Below are 20,997 nucleotides of genomic sequence, written 5' to 3' on the forward strand. Positions count from 1 at the left end.
CACTATCCGGTGTACTCTTCCTTCGCTTTCAAAAACCGTCTGTCGTAAGCGACTTATATATAATACATGGTTTTCAAATATTCGTCAACTACTTTTTTAAAAATTTTTAATTTTTTTATTATTATCTGCGTTTAATCTGAATTGATAGTTATCACGGAGCCCACCACATTATACAAAGTATTCTTCATCTCTTCATGTACGATACCAGCATTACTACTAACTATTACTAACATTAAATAGTTATTATATATAGTAAATATACATCGTATATCACTTTCTGTGGTAGGAATTCGAGTATCCCATGTATTGCTAAGACAAAATCTTATTCAAAAATTTAAGAGAAAATTTATAGTTATCTTATAGTTATCATGTAATCATCATACACAAAAGGGGCTTTCACCATGTGTGCCAAGCCCCCTTTTTCTTATCGCTTACTTTCATCGACTACAATGAGGTGTCTGCTATACAGCAATTTCGTCTAATGTTTACTGTCAATACTATCCATCAATGCCAGGTATTCTTCTTTTGTCAACGCCGGCGTGAACTCCGCCATCACTCTCTCTGCACCGGCTGCATCATCATATAGTAAATCTACGATAGTCATAGCTAATGCCTGTGCCGTTTTTATATAGGCTACCTCTTCGACAGATACCACATAATCGGCGCCGTGCAATACGCCGTCAATGCAACCAACCCAGGGATGGATCACCGGCATAATATGCGACACATCTCCCATATCGGTGCTCCCCGCCATATGTTCACCATATCGTACATTGTCTTCCGGGAAAAGCATTTTAGAGTTAGCTTCCAACAGATCATTCATCACTGCATCATTCCGCATTGGTAAATATCCCGGCAAATCCTGAATATCACATATAGCACCAACCGCATCTCCGCCGGCTTTCAAGGCTCGATTAATTCGCTTGTTCGCATCAATCATTGCTTCCACATTAGCACCGCGCACATAACTTTCCATCGTTACCTTATCCGGCACCACATTCACCAAATCGCCACCACTGTTGATAATGGGATGAAAGCGAATATAATCACTTTCTTTAAATGTATCGCGTATAGCATTCACTCCCATAACCCCCATCATGGCTGCCTGCAATGCATTGATTCCTTCATGCGGTGCTGCTGCCGCATGGGCCGCTTTTCCTTTATACTCGATAAGTTTGCCAATAAACCCATTGGATGTGGTGCCGAGATTCATTTCTCCTTGCGGAGTTTCTGCCGTTGCTACATGCATTTGCATCGCCATATCAATATCATCGAAAGCACCTTCATATATCAACTGTTGTTTACCGCCCAAATATTTAATCGTCCCTTCTTCACGAAGTTTACTCCGGTAATCAATTTCTACATATTCTTCGGCAGGTACCGCAAAAAGAACCACGTCACCTTTCAGCGATTCCATTACGCCGTCAGCCATAAGACCTTTCCCTACCGCTAACATGTTCGCAATCTGAATGTTATGACCACAGCAATGGGCTGCCCCCGTCAATGGATCTGCCGCCGGATGTTTCGGACACACGATAGCATCCAATTCGCCAATCATGGCTACCGTATAACCGGAAGCGCCGCCACTAAGGCGCGCCTTTAAACCGGTACGGCCATGTCCCGTCGTATATGTCAATCCCATTGCATCGAAAGCTCGTTGCACTTTGGACGATGTCTTATCCTCTTTATAGCCTAACTCCGGTTCTGCCATGATAGATGCCGCTATTTTCTTAAGTTCCGGAGCTGCATCTTCAATCGCACGGCATACACGTTCTTTTACTTCTTCCTTTGTTAATCGCGCCATAGTTCCCCTCCAATTCTTTTCCTACTACAATGCTATGTTCTATTATATGTGGATATTTGTCCATACGTCAACGCAAAAGTATATCAAATTTCTTCAAATCATCGGTAATCATTGAAATAAAAAAGAATACATTTCCCGCAACATGCTTGCCCTTACACGCTGCAGAAAATGTATCCTTTTAAAATTATCCTCATATGCCAAAAATAAATTTACCCTAGGCTCTCTAAGATATTTTGCAACATCGTATCAATATGCTACAAAGTACCAACTATGTTACAAAACATTAAATTAATTTCATTGACCAACGATATTACCACACAGGAATAATTACACCTTCAAATTCTTTATTGATAAAATCGCGTACATCGTCACTTTGGAAAATAGAAACGAATTTTTTGTACGTCGGATTATCTTTATCTTTTGCCCGCGTTGCCACAATATTCACATACGGACTGGTATCGCCTTCCACGGCAATACCGTCGCGCTTGCTGTTAAGTCCGGCAGAAATAGCAAAGCCTGCATTGATAACCGATGCATCCGTATCTTCCAACGAACGCGGTAATTGTGCCGCTTCCAGTTCGATAATTTGAATATGCTTCGGATTTTCTACAATATCCTGAGGTACGGCTTTTAACGGATCTTTCTTCGGATCCAATGTAATGAGCCCTTGCTTTTCCAATAGGATCAGGGCACGGCTACCATTTGTCGGATCATTGGGAATCGCAATCGTTCCTCCGTCGGGAATTTCGTTTAATGATTTGTATTTATGGGAATACACCGCCAACGGCGCCAAGTAGGTCGTTCCGATGCTAACCAAGCTCGTACCGTTCTTCGCATTAAATGCATCCATAAACGGTTTGTGCTGATACAGATTTACATCAATATCGCCGGTAGCCACCGCTTGGTCCGGTGTAATATAATCGGAAAATGTTTTTACATGAACTGTAAGCCCTTCCTTCTTAGCCTTTTCCACTACATATTCCATAATTTGTTCCGTGGAGCCCGGTGTAATTCCCACGGTAATTTCATTTTTTACTGCCGATGAATCGCTGCCACAACCGGCCAATGCACCACCCAAAACCAGTACGGCAGCTCCTAAAAGCGCACTCTTTTTAAACCATTGCCAAGAAAATTTCATACTATAATCCTCCTCTTATTTCTCAATACATATGCCCTCAGACGTTCCTTGCACTTGGCCGGTCTCTCACCTCCGGCCGAGCATTCTCTCTTCTCACTCAATATACATCATCAAGTTATTTCCAACTTTAGCAATGAGTAGTCGCTGATTCACTACATACCATTTTGCAGGCAGTCAACAAAAAAGCCCTCGTCTCGAAAGACAAGGGCTATCTACTCATTAGCTACCAATCATCTTTCGACATAATCATTACCGATACTATCGCTGGATTTGGCACCTTTCTCAAGGAGGGTTGCCGCAACGTCACCGGGCCAGTCCCTCAGCTGCTCTTGATGATTTCCTATTAAATTTGATGGGATTATATTATCACGATATAAATCAGATTGTCAACTACAAATTCTCATCATTACCTTCTCTCAATTTCTCAATAATTTTTCAACAGTTTTATAGCAGCATAAAACTACCTTCACTTTTACTCCAGACCGCACTCTTGACAACTTTTCTTATTAATGCTAGAATTTACGAGTAACATATATGGAGGATTACTCAAGAGGCTGAAGAGGACGGTTTGCTAAATCGTTAGGGCGGGTTACCGTCGCTAGGGTTCGAATCCCTAATCCTCCGCCACAAAGAACGCTGTGCTGCTTGCGGTATAGCGTTTTTTATTTTTTCATACCATCGCGCCATAACACATGGCGCGATTTATATATTTTTCAAAGGAGATGTAAGTATGAAGGAGCGCACACACATGAATGTCCCCATTGATGAACCACCGATGACACCTGCTGTATCCATAAGCATTATATTTACCTTATTTTTAGGGATGCTGTCCGCCATGGTTCCTTTTTCCATGGATATGTATTTGCCCGATTTACCTAAAGTGGCCACGGACTTTCACGCCAGCCCTTCACTGACGCAGTTAACCATCGGCGGCTTTATGATTGGCTCCGCCTTGGGCACACTCATTATCGGTCCTTTAAGTGACGGTCTCGGTCGCAAGCGCCCCCTGTGCGGAGGACTATTGATTTTTACGTTAGCCAGTATCGGCTGCATGTACGTCACATCCGTCTGGGAATTAATTGCACTTCGATTTGTACAAGGCCTTGCCGGTGCAGCTGGCATGATCAGTCCTCGCTCCATCAGTACGGATTTGGCCAAAGGGCCTGCTCTAACTAAATTATTGGCTGTCCTCATGTTTGTTAACGGTTTTGCCCCGGTGATTGCACCGCTTATCGGCGGACAAATTGTGCGCTTTTATTCATGGCGTATGATTTTTGCTGTCCTCGCCGTACTGGGTGTTGTCATGCTCATCGGCAGCTTATGCATTAAGGAAAGTCTTCCCCCTGCACGCCGCATCAAAGGCGGCTTTAGCAGAAATTTTGCTGCCTTTACTACGCTGCTGAAAAAGAAATATGTCCTTGGTCATTGCTTGCTGCAAGCCTTTGTCTTTATGGCCTTCTTTGGCTATTTATCCGGATCCGCTTTTCTCTTTCAAAGAATTTACGGAACAACGCCGCAAGAGTACAGCTATTTTTTCTTTTTTAATTCCGTAGGTATCGTGCTAGGCAGTGCTCTCGTTACTCGTTTGGTACATCGTTTCACGGAATACCAAATGATGCGCTTTACCTTGTGGTGGACAGAGCTGAGCTTAGTCGCCTTTTCCTTGGCCGTAATTTTGCAAGCGCCTCTTTGGGTAACAGCGGCCACTTTATTTTGCGTCGTTAGCCCTATTGCTGCTTTTGGCACCGTTACCTTTGCTGCAGTTCTGCAACGGGAAAGCGCATTCGCCGGCAGCGTCACTGCTTTATTATCTTTTTTTGGTACCGTATGCGCCGGTCTATCCGCACCGCTGGTAGGTATAGCCGGTGACAGCAGTGCCGTTCCGATGGCAGCGACAATGCTTATTAGTCAAAGCTTAGGATTATTTGTCTTTTACAAATTCATCCGCCCCGAACATATCTCCAGTCACTAACCGGTACCCCCACCTCTCACTCTTATATTTCATAGAGACGAGAGGTTTTTCTTTTATTATTTCACCGCATTGTATACACATATGACGCTGTCTCCGAAACAGTTACATTATTAGTGATTTATATATAAGTGTGCTATAATACGGCTGAGTATACTATGGAAAGGAGGCGCTGCCCGTGGCACATCGGTTTTCTCGTTTATGGCACACGATTATTGTTTTTTTCTGTGCCATGTTCGTCTTATCTATTACGGTATTTACCGTGGCACGCTTAGCTCCGGGCGATCCGTTGCAAGCATTTTACGGTGAACGCATCGATCGCATGAGTACTGAAGAGCAATCGGCAGCACGCCTTCGATTAGGTCTTGATAAACCACTGTATATTCAATATATCCAGTGGGTAACTCATGGGCTCCACGGTGATTTCGGTATATCTTATAAATATCGCGAACCCGCCATGCATGTAATGGTCGACATGGCCGGTAACACACTACTGTTAGGGATCGCTTCGTATCTTACTGTATTTGTGATTGCCATTATTCTCGCGCTTATTTGTGCATTATACGAAGATCGCTGGCCTGATAGGTTGCTTAGCACTGTCGGTACTATTGCGAATTATATTCCTTCCTTCTGGTTAGGGCTCCTATTTCTTTTACTGTTCAATGTTAATTTGGGTTGGCTTCCCGGCAGTGGTGCCTATGCTCCCGGTGAAAGCGAAAACCTATTAAGCCGCGCCAATCATTTAATACTTCCTTTATCCGTAATGGTCATCACGCATGTATGGTACTATGCCTATATCATTCGCAATAAATTGTTAGACGAAACCCGCGCCGATTACGTATTGTTAGCCAAGGCTAAAGGACTTAGCCGCCGTACAATTCTTATCCGTCATTGTTTACGCAATGTACTGCCCACCATTATCAGTGTCATGGCCGTATCCGCTAATCATATCGTCGGCGGTACATATGTGGTGGAAGCCGTTTTTTCTTATCCCGGACTGGGCATGCTGGCCATTGAAAGCGCAAAGTATCACGATTATAATTTGCTCATGCTCATCGTTATGCTTACCGGCTGTTTTGTTATCGCTTCCGGTTTAGCGGCCCAGGCCATTAACGAACAATTAGATTCACGCCTGCAGCACGATGAAGGGCAGGTGATATAAATGAGCCGACCTACGCTATCGAATGATGACGAATTTCGCTTCGTCCGTCCTTTGGCAACCGACTCTGCTATGCCACAATGCAAGGAATCACAAACCGCATCATCTGCTGAGTTATCTGCCATACCACCGACTGCAACATCATGGCAGTCAGAACTATTGCACAGACAATTCTTTCAAAAGCGCCGCCGTTTTCCTTGGCCTGCTGTGCTTTGGTTATTATTCATCATTATCGGATGTTTGGCTGCGCCGTTGATTGCCAATCACGATCCGGCTCATTTTTATTTGCATCATCTCAGCGAAGCACCTAATCAAACATTTTATTTCGGTACCGATGCACTGGGCCGTGATATATATTCCAGCATTTGGTACGGCGGCCGGTTATCGCTTGGCATCGGTGTACTGAGTATGCTGGTATCTACCGGCCTTGGCGTATTATACGGTGCATTGAGCGGCCTCGCTTCACGCATAGTTGACACGGTGCTAATGCGCACGGCGGAAATTCTTAGCAGTATTCCTTCATTACTTCTCATGATTTTATGCTTAGCCTTTATCCCTTCACCGAGCCCGATATCTATAGCACTTATCATCGGCGGCACCACTTGGATGAACCTGGCCCGCATCGTCCGCAGCGAAGTATGTCATATTAAAAACAGCGATTATGTATGGGCCGCCCGCTTTATGGGCGCCGGCCCGTTATATATTCTGCGCTGCCATCTATGGCCCAGTATTTGGTCCCCCATTATGTTTATGGTCGTATCCTCGATAGGATCTGCCATACTGATAGAATCGACACTCAGCTTTTTAGGATTAGGCCTGTCCGTAGATGTTATTTCTTGGGGAACCATGCTCTCTTTGGCCAATCGCGCATTGCTTACCAATGCGTGGTGGGTCATTCTGATTCCCGGTATATTTTTAGTTATTACACTGCTCTCGATTACTCGTCTCGGCTACTATATCCGCCGCCAATTGAATCGCGGTTGCAGTAATTTATAAGGAGGTCTTCATGCAACTTTCTCAGCATCTGCGTCGTCTTGCCTTAACACTGACAACGGTAGCCTGCTTGGCACTCATGGTCGGATGCGGTTCGCAAGCGGGAACCGACACCAACAGTAAAACGCTTACGTTTGCCAGCACGGATTACACCACTATCAACCCGATTTTAAATACACATGATGAACTGCCGGATATTATTTTTTCCGGCTTGATGAAATATAACGGCCACGGTGAACCGGTTCCCGATTTGGCCACCGATTACCAATTTGATGAAGCAACACAGACCTATACGTTTCATTTACGCAAAGGTGTTACTTGGCATGACGGCACACCGTTTACTGCTGCCGATGTAAAATTCACATTGGATCAGCTAACAAAGAATACAAAGTTAGAAGCTTCCATTCGCGACAACTACAAAGAAATTAAAGACGTCATCGTCGTTGATGACAATACTGTACAAATCGTATTGTCCCAGCCCAATGCGGCAATGCTTAATTATTTGACGATCGGACTTTTACCTAAACATCTATTGGAAGGTAAGGACATTATGACCGATGATTTCAACCGTCATCCAATCGGCACGGGCCGTTATAAATTTGTCAGCTGGGATAAGGGGCAGTCCATCGTCGTTTCCAAAAACGAAACGTATTACGATCAAGTGCCCCATATCGACAAAATTATTTTCAAAATTATTCTTGATGAAAACGCTAAGGCCACACAGGTCAAATCCGGCGGCGTCGATATTGCTTGGTTGAATGCACACAATACAGAAGCCTTCCGTGGGAATGACAAATTTACCGTTTACGATTTTAAAACCGCTGATTATCGCGGCATTGCCCCTAATTTTGACAACGCCTTTTGGAAAAAGCATCCCGAATTGGTTTCCATCCTAGGCTATGCTATCGATAAAAAAGCTATCATCGCCAGTGTTCTTAACAATCAAGGAAGTGTGGCTTATAGCCCGTTGCAACAAAATGCTACCTATAATGATCCGACGGTACCCCACCGTGACTATAATCCGACCTACGTAAAAGATGCTTTGGCACAAGCCGGATGGCATCGCGGTACTGACGGTATTTACGAAAAGAACGGGGAAAAACTCGCTTTTTCCGTAGACGTGCGCGAATATGAAACGGAGCGGGTAGATATGGCAAAGGTCATCGCTTCGCAGCTGAAGGAAGAAGGCATCGACATGCGCGTTCACATCGTATCCAAATTTGATTGGAAACATAACCAAGCTATCATGATCGGACAGGCCGCTCCCTTTGATCCGGACAACGGAACTTACGATTTATTTTATACAAATGGTAGCGGCAACTACACGCATTACAGCAATGCCGCCGTTGATGCTGCGTTAGCCAAAGCGCGTGCTACCTACGATCCGGCGCAGCGCAAGCTGGCATATGACGAATTTCAGCAAGCCTTTGCCGCTCATCCGGCCTATATTATGATTGCCTATTTGGACGGTAATTACGTAGCAGCAAAAAAAATAACCGGCCCCTCTACAGAGCGCGTCCTCGGTCATCACGCTACCGGAGTCATGTGGAACATTGAAACCTGGGATATACAACAATGACACAGCCTACCAAAAATAAAATTATAGACAGCTTGTCTGCAAAAAATAAAACGACTCTGCCAAACTCGCACGCACAATCCACAGATCATACACCGCCGGCATTGACCATTGAAAATATATCTGTGGAATTTACTCATCAAAACGGTACAATTTATGCCTTGGACGATGTATCGCTTACATTAAAGCAAGGCGAAATTTTGGTATTGCTCGGCGAATCGGGCTGTGGCAAATCCGTACTGTGTAAGGCCGCCATGGGATTGTTACCGGAGCGCGGTCATATCACCGGCGGACGCATTGTGCTTCATCCGCGTCAACCGCAGTCAACAACAATCGATATTACCGCCGCGTCAGAAAAAGAGCTACAACAGCTGCGCGGTCACCGTATTTCCATGATGTTCCAGCATCCGCTGACAATTTTAAATCCGTCCATGACAATCGGTGCGCAGCTGTTTGAAGCCTTGTGCCAAGGAGACACTAAAAACCGGCGCGAAGGTTTACATCCCTCCTTCTCCGCCAAAAAACCTAATAGCCCATCCCATCACGACCAAACAACCTCGACGAAAGAAACTCTGACTATAGAAGCGCTTCACCTTTTAGAATCCGTTGGGTTACCTAGCGAAAAAAATTGGCTGCACATGATGCCTCATGAATTATCCGGTGGTCAACGCCAACGTTGTGCGCTAGCCATTGCGTTAGCTATGAAGCCGGATATTTTACTGGCCGACGAACCTACCACAGCGCTGGATGTTACCGTACAAATTCAAGTCTTGGATGTACTAAAAAAATTACGACACGACCTAGGACTCTCCTTAATTGTAATTACTCATGATTTAGGCGTAGCCGCCTACATGGCCGATCGCATTGCCGTTATGTACGGTGGTCGCATCGTCGAAATCGGCACGGCCGAGGATATTCTCCGTCATCCGCGTCACCCATACACCTGGGGCTTACTGCGCTCTGTCCCGGCGAAGGCCGACAAAGGTCATCCGCTCCACTCTATTACTGGCCATCCGCCACTCCTCACACAGCGTACTGTGGGCGATCCGTTTGCTCCGCGCAATCCCTACGCAATGGCTATCGATTACCATGAACGGCCGCCGCTGTTCGTTATATCTCCTACACATCGCGCCGCAACATGGCTCTTAGATTCTCGTGCTCCAAAGGTAACACCCCCTATTATCTGCGCCGGAGAAAAACTTGCCGAAACGACACCGGCCTCCAAAAAACAAATACGTTCCGATACACACGCTACTATTTCCACTACCGATGCTGCTCCCCTTGCAGAAAAAAATAACAATTCTTCCCTCAATAACCCAATCGCCAAACCGCTTCTCAAAGTAACCGGACTAAGTAAAACATTTATCACTGCCCACACTATGACAATTCCCGCTGTAACCGATGTATCCTTTACACTTCATGCCGGCGAAATTGTCGGTCTCGTCGGTGAATCGGGTTGCGGCAAATCAACATTAGCCCGTCTTATCATGGGACGATATCGGTCTGACTGTGGGACCATATTCTTTGATGGTCGCCCCATAATCACTTCGCCTTCTCAATTACATCATGACCTTCATCCTTGCGATATCCAACTTATTTTCCAAGATTCGGACGGTGCCTTGCATCCGCAAAGAACCGTTACTGAAAGTATTGATGAAGCATTACGTCTGACGCATGCTAATCTAACGACAAAGGAACGGCGCTTACGAGTTGATGAACTACTCTCGATGGTTCAACTCGATCCTCATTACGGCACTGCCTACCCGTCCGAACTCTCCGGCGGACAGCGTCAACGTGTAGCTATTGCCCGGGCGTTAGCTGTACAGCCACGCCTCATCATCGCCGATGAAGCCGTCGCTGCCTTAGACATGTCCGTGCAAGCACAAATCATTAATCTTCTCACCGAATTACAAAAACAGGAGGGCTTTGCTATTCTTTTCATCGCTCACGATTTGGCATTGGTACGTTATCTTTGCCAACGCATATTGGTAATGAAGGATGGTCGCATTATTGAAGATAATGACACCGAGCAAATTTTTGCGGCCCCTCGCGAAACATATACAAAGACTTTACTTGCTTCTATTCTCTATCCGGATCCGATGCGTTATCGTTAAAAAGAGGACTGTAACGAAATGAGTTTTTCGCTCATTCCATTACAGTCCCTTTTTTATCTTACCGCTGTACCAGTAATGTACCTTTATGAATTTTTGCCGGATATACTATTTTTTAGAGAACGCGCCGCATTGATTTACAATGTTTTATAATTATCCGCAGTAATATGCTGACTGGTATACGGTAAAATAGCATTTTGAATATACTCTTTAGATTGATTACCTACCGACGAATTTGTAGACATACTAGCCTTATGCCTTACTTATCTTCTATGTACATCACCTGCTGTCCTCCGAATTTGTCGTCACATTCATTCCTATAAAATAATCGGCCTACTAACATTCAATGTACTACTTACAAGATAGCCTCGTCCATATCGCAACTGTATCCACAAATTCTAAAATACAACCTAAATATACCAAGCCATTTCCTTTGTCATATTCTTTGGCGTAAAAGCAATGCGATGACGCGGCACATGACGGCCTGTTTCGCTGTGACCCTCTCTCTGATTCTGATCGCTGTGACCGTTGCCATCAACGAGATGAATCGTCGGCTTATGACGGCGACTCACTACATTTTCCGGTTCCGTTTCATAAATCACCACATTCGCCGGCACATCACGTTTTATGACTAAATTACAACCGATACGACTATGATCGCCAACAGTAATATCACCGAGTACCTTGGTGCCCGCTCCAATAAGTACATCATTGCCCACCGTTGGGTGACGCTTTACTTTCTTGCTGCTCATGCCGCCTAAGGTAACACCGTGAAATAATGTCACATCATCTCCGACGATAGCCGTTTCACCGATGACTACACCCATGCCATGATCAATGAACAAACCGCGACCGATGGTTGCCCCCGGATGAATTTCAATGCCCGTTACGCGCCGTGAATGCAATGCGATACGACGAGCCAATAGCTTGTAGCCGCGCTTGTATAAGCGATGCGCAAAAAAGTGCCAAAACAAAGCCGTAATATGCGGGTATGTCCACAGCACCATCCACACCGAATCCGCCGCCGGATCCGAATCCATAACGCGTTTAATATTATAACGAATGGCTTGCCATAATCGTTTCATACATCCTCCTTGCTCGTAACGAGCCGTCTGTTACCGTTAGCCCTTACGCTTTTACGTAGGTAACATCATCAAATGTTAACATAGATAAGTACTTTTCAACGCCATCCGGAGCAATCGCTACTACCGGCTTACCCGGATGGTTAGCCGCAATATCTTTGGCTGCCTTAATTGCTGCCCCTGCAGAAATCCCGATGCTGATACCGGTTTCACGCATAAATGTCTGCACCTGTGCAATCGCATCATCATCCGTTACGGCTACGATTTCATCCATCAACGTTTTATCGAAATTATCCGGAATAAAACCGGCACCGATTCCCTGAATTTTATGCGTACCGCCTACCCCTTTCGAGATAACCGGCGATCCTGCCGGTTCTACGGCTACCGCTTTAATCGCACTGTTCACTTCCTTCAGCTTGCGAGCAATACCGGTAAATGTACCGCCCGTACCTACGCCGGCAACGATAGTTCCTACATTCGGTACCTGCGTTAAAATTTCTGTCGCTGTTGTTTCGTAGTGAATGCCCGGATTTGCCGGATTTACGAACTGACCGAGCGTTACCGCTTCCGGATACGCATCAAGAATTTCCTGTGCTTTAGCCAATGCACCCTTCATACCGGTTTCCTTCGGCGTCAATACCAACTGAGCCCCGTAAGCTTTAACGAGTTCGCGGCGTTCCTTACTCATACTTTCCGGCATGATAATAACAACCTTAATTCCCAGTACAGCGCCGAGCATTGCCAACGCAATTCCTGTGTTACCGCTGGTGGCTTCTACCAAAATGGTATTGTCCTTAATAAGGCCTTTCTTCTGTGCATCTTGAAGCATACCGAGTACGGCGCGATCCTTAACACTGCCGCCGACATTATATTTTTCCAATTTTACATACACATCTGTGCCTTTAATATTATATACCGGTGTATTACCGATTAACTGTAATGTATCATTTACTGTCTGTGCCATAATCTCTCATCCTTTCTCAGAGTTTTTCTTTTAAAGTATACATATCTTGCGATGTGATCCTACGATTATATTTTCCCCACTTACTTCAGAATCACCGCTCACTGTTTTTCATTGTATGTACTCTCATGGGCAAGGTCATATTCCTCTCTCTTTTTATTTTCTATTTCTCTCTCTTCTTTTTCTTCGTCTCTCTTTTCTCTTGTATGTAATTATATTGCAATAATCAGGTACCTCAGTCAGTTACAAAACCATTAGACATCCGTCACCGTCATGCCACAAGAATACGTCCGCAATAGAGACAACATCGTTGCTAGCTATACCGACTGTCTCGTCTATTTATATGATAATGCTCAGCAGCGCTCTCCTTCTGCTGCACATCACGAAACGAATATAAAAAAACGCCCTTGATTGTCATTTGACAACCAAGGGCGATACTATCGCGGTTCCACCTTGTGTTATTCAACCGAAGCCGAATATCTCTTACTGTACAGGCCTTTATCAATGAACTAATTCTATCATACAATAACGACTGTATACAGATTCGCTATAACGGGCGACACCCGAAAAAGACTCCCCCGCCCCCGCGGCTTTGCCTTAGTAACTCCAAGATGCACTTCCATCTATGCTTTGCCATCCGCTCACACCAACCGGACTCGCTGTACACAACGGCATACATGTACTTTTCTCTTCATCGTCGTGATTTCGTATCTAACTTGTAAGCCTACTATAGCACTATGAATTAAAAATTGTCAACAGAAATTTTTTATTTTCTGCTCACAACTTCTATAGTACATTCTCCAATATCAGTCTGCATCCGGCTTAATAGCCCTTCCGTCATATAGCAGTATATTGGAAATTTCATTAGCCACCTCAGTTATGGTTATCATTATACGGCTATTTGTCTTGTTATGCAAGACATTCTTTTTATTTTACACTAAACCGACTTCTCTTTACTTCCTGTCGCATCACCTATTTGTAAATCACATTGCTTACTTACTACAGGGGACGAATAGTTATAATAAGTAGTATGACCCGACACAAAGTGATATAATTACATCTGTAAAATAATCATCTTCTTCTAAAGAATATATTGTAGTAACCACTATTACACCACACGCCAATAACAAACAAGGAGTACTTTCATGGAAGTTAAAAAAAATAAACACGGCGTTGTAGAGCCTACGTTGTCAAAGCAAGATGAAGCAGTGCTTACACCACCGAAGCGAGACGCTCATTTTTTTTGGACTCTTTTTAAATCGACGTTTATTATCAGTGCCTTCACTGTTGGTGGCGGCTTTGTCATCATTCCGCTATTAAAAGCCAAGTACGTTGATGAATATCACTGGATCAACGATAAGGATACCTTGGATATGGTAGCCATCGCTCAGTCCATGCCAGGAATTGTCGCCACGAACAGCGCCATCATCTTAGGCTATCGCATGGCCGGTTATCTCGGCACCTTTGTAGCCCTGCTGGCTACCGTGCTGCCACCGCTTATTACGCTAAGTATTATTTCGTATTGCTATGATTATTTCATTCAAAATAAAATTATCGCTTACATGTTGCGCGGCATGCAGTGCGGTGCTACAGCGTTGATCCTCAACGTTGGTATAGATTTGGCGGTAAAACAATGTAAAAAGAAATTAGCGTTGCCTTTATTAATTTTATTGGTCACCTTTATCGGTAATGCCTTCTTCCAATTAAATATTATGACTCTCATTATATTGGACGGTTTGGTAGGCTTTTTCTTTATGCGCGCTGCCAAGTACAATTAAAGGAGGCTTACCACTATGATTTATCTCACACTATTTTGGGAATTTGTTAAAATCGGCCTTTTCTGTGTCGGCGGCGGTTACGCATCGATGCCCCTTATTCAGGCTGCCGTGGTAGATACCTATGGTTGGCTCAGCATGAGTGACTTCGTCAATATTTTTACCATTTCACAAATGACACCGGGACCGATTGGAATTAATGCTGCCACGTTCGTAGGCACTAAAATTGCCGGTGTTCCCGGCGCTATGGCTGCTACCTTTGGCTTTGTATTTCCCTCCATCATTCTCGGTATTATCTTAGCCCGCCTCTTTTTAAAATATGGAAATATCGGACCGATTCGCGGTGTACTAAACGGACTTAGACCGGCCGTTGTAGCCCTCATCTGCGCTGCCAGCATCAGTTTTATTTTTCTTGCCGTATGGAATACGGAAGATATTCCCGTACATTGGGGCGATATTAGTTGGGGCGGCCTAGCTATACTCCTTCTCTCCCTCTTTGCCGTGCGAAGAAAAACAGGTGTTATTCGTTTACTCCTCGGATCCGGTGTATTGGGAATTATCTTGGGAATGCTTGGTTGGATATAAATAAAATACATATAAAAAGCCATCGGCTATAGATAAAGCAACGTCATTCGTTAGACCTGACTTGCGAATCTATAGCCGATGGCTTTAATTATTTTATTAATGGGTGCCGAGATAAATAAACCCATCGGGTCCCAATGGCAAATTCATAGCAATGAAAATAACCAAGAGAATTGTCCAAAGAATTCCGAACACAATAGAGAACGGTAGCATGTTAGCAATGACTGTACCCATGCCCACCTTTGGCATATATCGCTGTGCAAAAGCAATACAAATCGGGAAGTACGGGAATAATGGCGAAATCGGATTAGTTATGGAGTCACCGATACGATATGCCATCTGTGTTAATGCCGGATCATACCCTAGGAGAAGTAACATCGGTACAAATACCGGTGCCATAATAGCCCACTTAGCCGATGCGCTGCCGATAAACAGATTGATAAAGCCGGCCAAGATAATGAAAGCTATTACCAAACCAATACCGACAAAGCCGGATTCTTTCAACGTATTCGCCCCTTCGATGGCAATGATAAGTCCCATATTGGACCATTTGAAATAGGCCAAGAACTGTGCTGCCACAAAGGCCAATACGATATAACCGCCCATTCCGCTCATAGTTTCGGTCATCATTTTTACTACATCACGGTCGGAACGAATAGATCCGGTAATAAGACCGTAAATAATTCCCGGAATGAGGAACGCCGTTAATACAATCGGTACTAACCCTGCCATCAACGGTGCTTTACTGCTCAATAACGAACCGGTTTTCGGATCTCTGAGGAATGCATCCGGACCTATAGAAAGAGCTACGAGAACAGCAATAAAAATTACCACACTAATACCAGCCCACAAGAGACCTTTTAATTCCTTCTTAACAACCGCCGGATCATCCGTAGCCGCAACAGCGTGCTCCTTTAACAAATCATCGGACGCCGCAAAATTGCCAAGGCGCGGCTCGATAATTTTAGTACTGATAAAATAAGCAGCAATCACCAAGATAACCATTGATACGGCAATAAAGTAAAAGTTCATCGCCGGTGAAGACACATAGCTTGGCATAACCAGCTGCGCTGCCGGAATAGTAAAGCTCGTTTCCAATACATCCGTCATGTTTACGATAATATTAGCATGGAACGCACCAGCAACTGCCGCATAGGCAGTAAAGAGACCGGCCAACGGATTACGTCCCAACGCCATATAAATACTGGCGGCCAACGGCGGCAATACGATAAAACCCGCATCGGCAGCCATATTACTGTTAACACCGATAAATACGATAAGCAATGTAACATAGGCCGGTGGAATTTTTGCGATGGAATATTTCATCGCAGCTTCCATAAGCCCCGTCCGTTCCGCTACACCAACACCAATCATGGTTACCAGCACAAGACCTAGCGGCGGGAATCCTTGGAAATTACCAACCACACCGATAAGCATCTTTTGCAAACTTTCCATACTGAGCAGGTTCACAGCCTTAATTGTTTCGTTCGTAGCCGGATTAACCACGGAAAATCCCATGCCCGCTAACACATAAGAGGCAATTAAAATAATCCCAATAATAATTAAGAATAACGTAACCGGGTCCGGCAACTTATTGCCCACGACTTCTACTCGGTACAACCACCGTTCTACCAAAGACATTTTTCTCTTTTCTTCCATACTACAGCCCTCCTTTTACTTGCGTGAGCTAACTTTCTCTCACTCTCTGTTGCCTATAACCGGCGACACTTTCATTCCATACTACACTGCTATTCCGCCATAGGATGTGCTCGCATCACAGCTTGCGATCCTACAATCAACCCGGCTACACCTAACGGCAATGCGTCCGGATCTAACTTAAAACAACTATGATGCAACGGATACTTGCACTCTTTTTCTTCATTGCCTACACCAATAAAATAAAATGTACCGCGGCATACCTTCAAATAAGATGCAAAATCCTCTCCAGCCATCAATGGCTTTTGCTCCGGCAGCGCAGCTTCACCATACAAATTGCGTAACGCGGCCCTCACTGTTCTTGTCACTGCCGCATCATTCACTGTTGCCGGATAACCAAACTCATATACCACCTCGGCTTCACAACGGTGTGCCCTAGCAATAGCTGTGGCCACCTCTTCAATGCGTTTTGCCAAATATTGTCGCACCTCTTCATCAAAAGTACGAATTGATCCGCTTAGTAGTGCTTCACCGGCCATGACATTGTGCGCTGTTCCGGCATGGAAATTGGTAATGCTGATAACAGCCTGTGCCAACGGATCGACTTCACGCGCTACCAAATGTTGTAAATTAGTAACGATCTCCGCTCCCGTAGCAATGACGTCCGTATTTAAATGAGGCATGGAGGCATGACCGCCTCGGCCGATAATCTTAATATGAGCCACATCGGTAGCCCCCATAATCGGCCCCTCTACCAAACCAAATGTTCCGGTCGGTAAAAACGGCGCTACATGTTGACCCAAAATATAATCGACACCATCCAACACGCCTTTTTCTACATATTCCTTGGCCCCGCCGGGAAATAATTCTTCTCCCGGTTGAAACAATAATCGATACGATCCGGACAATTCATCTTGACACTGACGAATTAATTTAGCTGCCCCCAACAACATCGTCATATGCCCGTCATGACCGCACGCATGCATAACGCCATCATTAACGGAAGCAAAGGAAAGACCGCTGTGCTCCGGCATTGCCAACGCATCAATATCTGCTCTTAGCGCCACCTTTGGTCCCGGCTTGCCACAGGTAATATCCGCAATCACGCCTGTATTAGATACGCGAGTTAACGTATATCCTCCGATAGCTTCCAATTGCTCTATAAGATACTCTGTCGTATGGACTTCATTAAACGACGTTTCCGGGTATGTATGCAAATGCGTATACCATTCCAATAACTGCTCTTCATATGATTTAGCACGTTCCTCTATATTCGTCACCGCGCGTCCCTCCTTTTCTCTCTATAGCCTACAAATTGAATTATGTATATCATTATATATGGACATTACTCCTTTGTAAATACTCATTTTGAATATACAATACATTATTTTTGTATACATTACATTTATAACAATATACGTTATAAATCATGTTATCCCCGTATTGCCTTCTCTTTCTCCAACTATACCTACAGCAATCTATTATGAATAAAAATATAAAAAGAAGCGTTTTCTTTTCTTCGCATCTATTATAAAAACGGACATTGATACAACGGAGAAATACCCTTCTCCCTTAATGACTTTTTTCTATTCTTCTTGCCGATACGTCGCTATTTTTATACAATGCATCAAAAACAAAGCGGCCATATATATGATGTAGAAACGCTCTTCACAAAATTGAGCATCCTATCTATTCCCCTCCTCTACAATTTTTCTTCACATCTATTATAAAAACGGACATTGATACGACGGAGAAACGCCCTTCGCAAGACTGGGCTTTCGAGTCGTATCAATGTCCGTTATAATGATTAGAAGAAAAATAGCGCTACCGCTCCGGCAAGAATAATAGACAAAATAGTCCGTTCTACCCACAGCACCAACAGCTTAGGTATGGACACAGGAATTGTCGTCGATAAGATACATGGAATCAATGCTGAGAAAAACAGAAGTTCCGAAATACAAACAACAGCGACTACATAACGCACGGCTATGGCAGCTTTCACTACAAAAGCAGCCGGTAAAAACATTTCCGCAATTGATGTAGCCAATGCCTGTGCTACCACCAAGGCATCCGGCACTTGCATCATTGCCGTGAAAGGATAAAAAATATATCCCAGCCAATTAAATAGCGGTGTATATAATGCCATCAACATGCCGAATAAACCGATAGACATAATCGTTGGCAAAATATTGCACACCATGTGTAAGCCTTCGCGCGTACTGCGCCACACATTAGCACCGATATTGCCCGAAGCCGATGAAGCCAACAGTGCTTCTTGCCATGCCCGCGATAAACGGTTACCGGTGATAACTTCTTCCGGCTGTGGCGTTACACCATCCGCATACGCTTCCGTTACATGTGCTGTTGGATACAATCGCACAACAATGGCCGTAACAATAAAAGTAATGACTAAGGTCGTCCAAAAATAAAAATTCCAATACGGCATGAGCTGTAATATTTTGGCAACAACCACCATAAACGTTCAAGTGTTTAACGTATAAAGAAGGCACATATACATCGCTGGTACGTCATTCGCCTTCCCCACTCCTATTCGGTCTAAGTATTTAGAAATAAAGAAGTCCTGTATACATCGCAAGCATGTCATTCTCTCTTCTCTCTTTTATTCGGCATCAAGTGTTTAACATATAAAGAAGGCACATATACATCGTAGGTACGTCATTCGTAAGACCTGACTACCAAGATGTATATGTGCCTTCTAAAAACAAAAAACTTGACCCGAATAACCGTTTCCCGTCAACGCCTTGTTAAATGACTGATATAAGTTCCGTACTTCATTACAAGCGCCAATCTCAAGTTACTCGGGCCAAGCTTACACTACTCAGGATGTTTATAACCACTCACTCCCCAACGGACAAGCGTTGTTTCGGCGGTGGTTTGTATCCCGAACTGTCTTAACCTGTTCTCATTATAACAGCAATGTTGCCCTATAGGAATAGAAAACATCACTTTTCTTCATGATTTATCGTATCAATTATGCATACAGCGTCCAAAAAACGACAATTTCTTACATTATCATTTGACGTAAATACGGGTGATAACTGGTTTTCTCATATCATGATAATATATCATGCAATTCATGCCTATCACGCCTATTAATTCCATCATAGTAACAACGATAGCTTATTTTCGACGTTGGTAGTCGGCAGCCAATGCTTTTTTACGCTGCTCTTTTTCCTCCGCCGTTGCCGGTGCTTTACGTGTTCGCTCACCGTCACATAACTTACGATCGTCAGGATGATGCATCATACCTCCGGTCATCATTCCTTCATGATGATACGGAGGCACACATGTTCTGGGTGCAGGCATTCCTTCCGCCATCATTGGCTGATTATGATGGTATCGATAACGAAAATCCTTAGTTCCCTCTTTCTTCGTATCCTCTTCGCTCGCCTGTGCTGCCATTTGATGATAGCCCGGCTGCAATAACGGTTCCTTCGCACCTTCCACGGATGCCGCATTTGCTTGGTTCGCCCATAATGCAATCATAGCCACCGGCAATACTGCCATGTAACGTAATTTCATACTATAGCCTCCTTCGTTCTCTAAAAGAACGTCCTGTATTCCACATACTTTTTATTTCATCATTGTACCGACAACATCTATGCTGTAACGATTATTACCTATAACCGATGCTTGTATTGTACTGAAATTACATGAGTTCCCTATGAATGTTATATGAGAGTTCCATGAAGATATACATATAAATTAAAAATACAACTATTCTCTTCCCCTCCTATATAAAAAGACCAATTGTGATAGTTATGCAGAATGCCCTTCGCAAGACCGGGCTTCCAGTAACTATCACAATTGGTCCATTTTTATTTATTCAATCTCCATGCGCTTATCCGGTATAAGCCAAACAACGGCCATACCGCATACAACACATTCGCCACCCACGGCCACATAAAGGCAATCACTGCCGCCACAGTATATGTCACTACTGACAACTTTCCTTTATAATCACGGCCTATTAATTGCTTGATCTGTGAATGCTCACCTTCCGCAGCAACGATAACCGACTGCAGTATATAATAACCAAGCGCACAGCCTAACAAAACCACACCGTACAAAACGGTAGGCGCTACCGCGCCGGCATTGGCACCAATCCAGGCTGTCGAAACAGGAATCAACGACAACGCAAATAAAAGGAACAAATCGTCCCGTTGTCAT

The 20,997-nt window shown here is 44.2% G+C and carries 16 protein-coding genes, 1 tRNA gene and 1 riboswitch; of the genes, 8 read left to right on the forward strand and 9 right to left on the reverse strand.

Going from position 1 to position 20,997, the window contains the following annotated elements:
* Positions 1–478 precede the first annotated feature (478 nt).
* Together Q5873_RS09235 and Q5873_RS09240 are read right to left on the reverse strand one after the other, a co-directional pair.
* Positions 479–1,804 (reverse strand): amidohydrolase, encoded by a 1,326-nt coding sequence (locus tag Q5873_RS09235; RefSeq protein ID WP_303060521.1) that lies wholly within the window; start codon positions 1,802–1,804, stop codon positions 479–481.
* Positions 1,805–2,114: 310 nt separating this feature from the next.
* Positions 2,115–2,942, reverse strand: coding sequence for a MetQ/NlpA family ABC transporter substrate-binding protein (locus tag Q5873_RS09240; RefSeq protein ID WP_303060522.1), 828 nt, complete (start codon positions 2,940–2,942; stop codon positions 2,115–2,117).
* A gap of 227 nt (positions 2,943–3,169) precedes the next feature.
* A riboswitch (SAM riboswitch) is annotated at positions 3,170–3,281 on the reverse strand.
* A 197-nt stretch (positions 3,282–3,478) separates the two neighbouring features.
* Between Q5873_RS09240 and Q5873_RS09245 the strand changes: the two genes are divergently transcribed.
* The 6 genes from Q5873_RS09245 to Q5873_RS09270 all read left to right on the forward strand — a co-directional run bounded on the left by Q5873_RS09245 (position 3,479) and on the right by Q5873_RS09270 (position 10,753).
* Positions 3,479–3,569 (forward strand) — tRNA-Ser (locus Q5873_RS09245).
* 103 nt (positions 3,570–3,672) lie between these two features.
* The gene (locus tag Q5873_RS09250) at positions 3,673–4,914 is read left to right on the forward strand and encodes a multidrug effflux MFS transporter (protein ID WP_303060523.1); all 1,242 of its coding nucleotides are present in this window, start codon (positions 3,673–3,675) and stop codon (positions 4,912–4,914) included.
* Between the two features lie 175 nt (positions 4,915–5,089).
* Entirely contained in the window at positions 5,090–6,073 is a 984-nt protein-coding gene (locus tag Q5873_RS09255; protein ID WP_303060524.1) for an ABC transporter permease, read from the forward strand.
* Positions 6,074–7,066: an ABC transporter permease gene (locus Q5873_RS09260; protein ID WP_303060525.1), complete on the forward strand. Its 993-nt coding sequence runs from the start codon at positions 6,074–6,076 to the stop codon at positions 7,064–7,066. It begins immediately after the preceding gene.
* A gap of 10 nt (positions 7,067–7,076) precedes the next feature.
* The gene (locus tag Q5873_RS09265; RefSeq protein ID WP_303060526.1) at positions 7,077–8,642 is read left to right on the forward strand and encodes an ABC transporter substrate-binding protein; all 1,566 of its coding nucleotides are present in this window, start codon (positions 7,077–7,079) and stop codon (positions 8,640–8,642) included.
* Positions 8,639–10,753 carry a dipeptide ABC transporter ATP-binding protein gene (locus Q5873_RS09270; protein ID WP_303060527.1) on the forward strand — a complete coding sequence of 705 codons (2,115 nt, stop codon included), beginning with the start codon at positions 8,639–8,641 and terminating at the stop codon, positions 10,751–10,753. Before Q5873_RS09265 ends, Q5873_RS09270 begins: the two co-directional genes overlap by 4 nt.
* A gap of 407 nt (positions 10,754–11,160) precedes the next feature.
* Here Q5873_RS09270 and epsC read toward each other — a convergent pair whose 3' ends face one another.
* Together epsC and Q5873_RS09280 are read right to left on the reverse strand one after the other, a co-directional pair.
* Entirely contained in the window at positions 11,161–11,835 is a 675-nt protein-coding gene (epsC, locus tag Q5873_RS09275) for a serine O-acetyltransferase EpsC (RefSeq protein WP_303060528.1), read from the reverse strand.
* A 43-nt stretch (positions 11,836–11,878) separates the two neighbouring features.
* Positions 11,879–12,796 (reverse strand): PLP-dependent cysteine synthase family protein, encoded by a 918-nt coding sequence (locus Q5873_RS09280; RefSeq protein ID WP_028255488.1) that lies wholly within the window; start codon positions 12,794–12,796, stop codon positions 11,879–11,881.
* A gap of 1,142 nt (positions 12,797–13,938) precedes the next feature.
* Between Q5873_RS09280 and Q5873_RS09285 the strand changes: the two genes are divergently transcribed.
* The gene (locus Q5873_RS09285) at positions 13,939–14,571 is read left to right on the forward strand and encodes a chromate transporter (protein WP_205088199.1); all 633 of its coding nucleotides are present in this window, start codon (positions 13,939–13,941) and stop codon (positions 14,569–14,571) included.
* Between the two features lie 15 nt (positions 14,572–14,586).
* Positions 14,587–15,153, forward strand: coding sequence for a chromate transporter (locus tag Q5873_RS09290; protein WP_303060529.1), 567 nt, complete (start codon positions 14,587–14,589; stop codon positions 15,151–15,153).
* 96 nt (positions 15,154–15,249) lie between these two features.
* Here Q5873_RS09290 and Q5873_RS09295 read toward each other — a convergent pair whose 3' ends face one another.
* From Q5873_RS09295 to Q5873_RS09315, 5 genes are all read right to left on the reverse strand, one after another.
* Positions 15,250–16,809, reverse strand: coding sequence for an AbgT family transporter (locus Q5873_RS09295; protein WP_303060530.1), 1,560 nt, complete (start codon positions 16,807–16,809; stop codon positions 15,250–15,252).
* Positions 16,810–16,898: 89 nt separating this feature from the next.
* On the reverse strand, positions 16,899–18,086 hold the full coding sequence (locus tag Q5873_RS09300) for a M20 metallopeptidase family protein (RefSeq protein ID WP_303060531.1): 1,188 nt from the start codon (positions 18,084–18,086) through the stop codon (positions 16,899–16,901).
* Between the two features lie 527 nt (positions 18,087–18,613).
* Complete coding sequence (locus tag Q5873_RS09305; RefSeq protein ID WP_303060532.1) at positions 18,614–19,252, reverse strand: hypothetical protein; 639 nt, start codon at positions 19,250–19,252, stop codon at positions 18,614–18,616.
* Between the two features lie 695 nt (positions 19,253–19,947).
* Positions 19,948–20,349 (reverse strand): hypothetical protein, encoded by a 402-nt coding sequence (locus tag Q5873_RS09310; protein ID WP_303060533.1) that lies wholly within the window; start codon positions 20,347–20,349, stop codon positions 19,948–19,950.
* Between the two features lie 296 nt (positions 20,350–20,645).
* The gene (locus Q5873_RS09315) at positions 20,646–20,981 is read right to left on the reverse strand and encodes a hypothetical protein (protein WP_303060534.1); all 336 of its coding nucleotides are present in this window, start codon (positions 20,979–20,981) and stop codon (positions 20,646–20,648) included.
* Between the last annotated feature and the right edge of the window lie 16 nt (positions 20,982–20,997).

The organism is Veillonella magna (assembly GCF_959600285.1).
Classification (GTDB): domain Bacteria; phylum Bacillota; class Negativicutes; order Veillonellales; family Veillonellaceae; genus Veillonella_A; species Veillonella_A magna.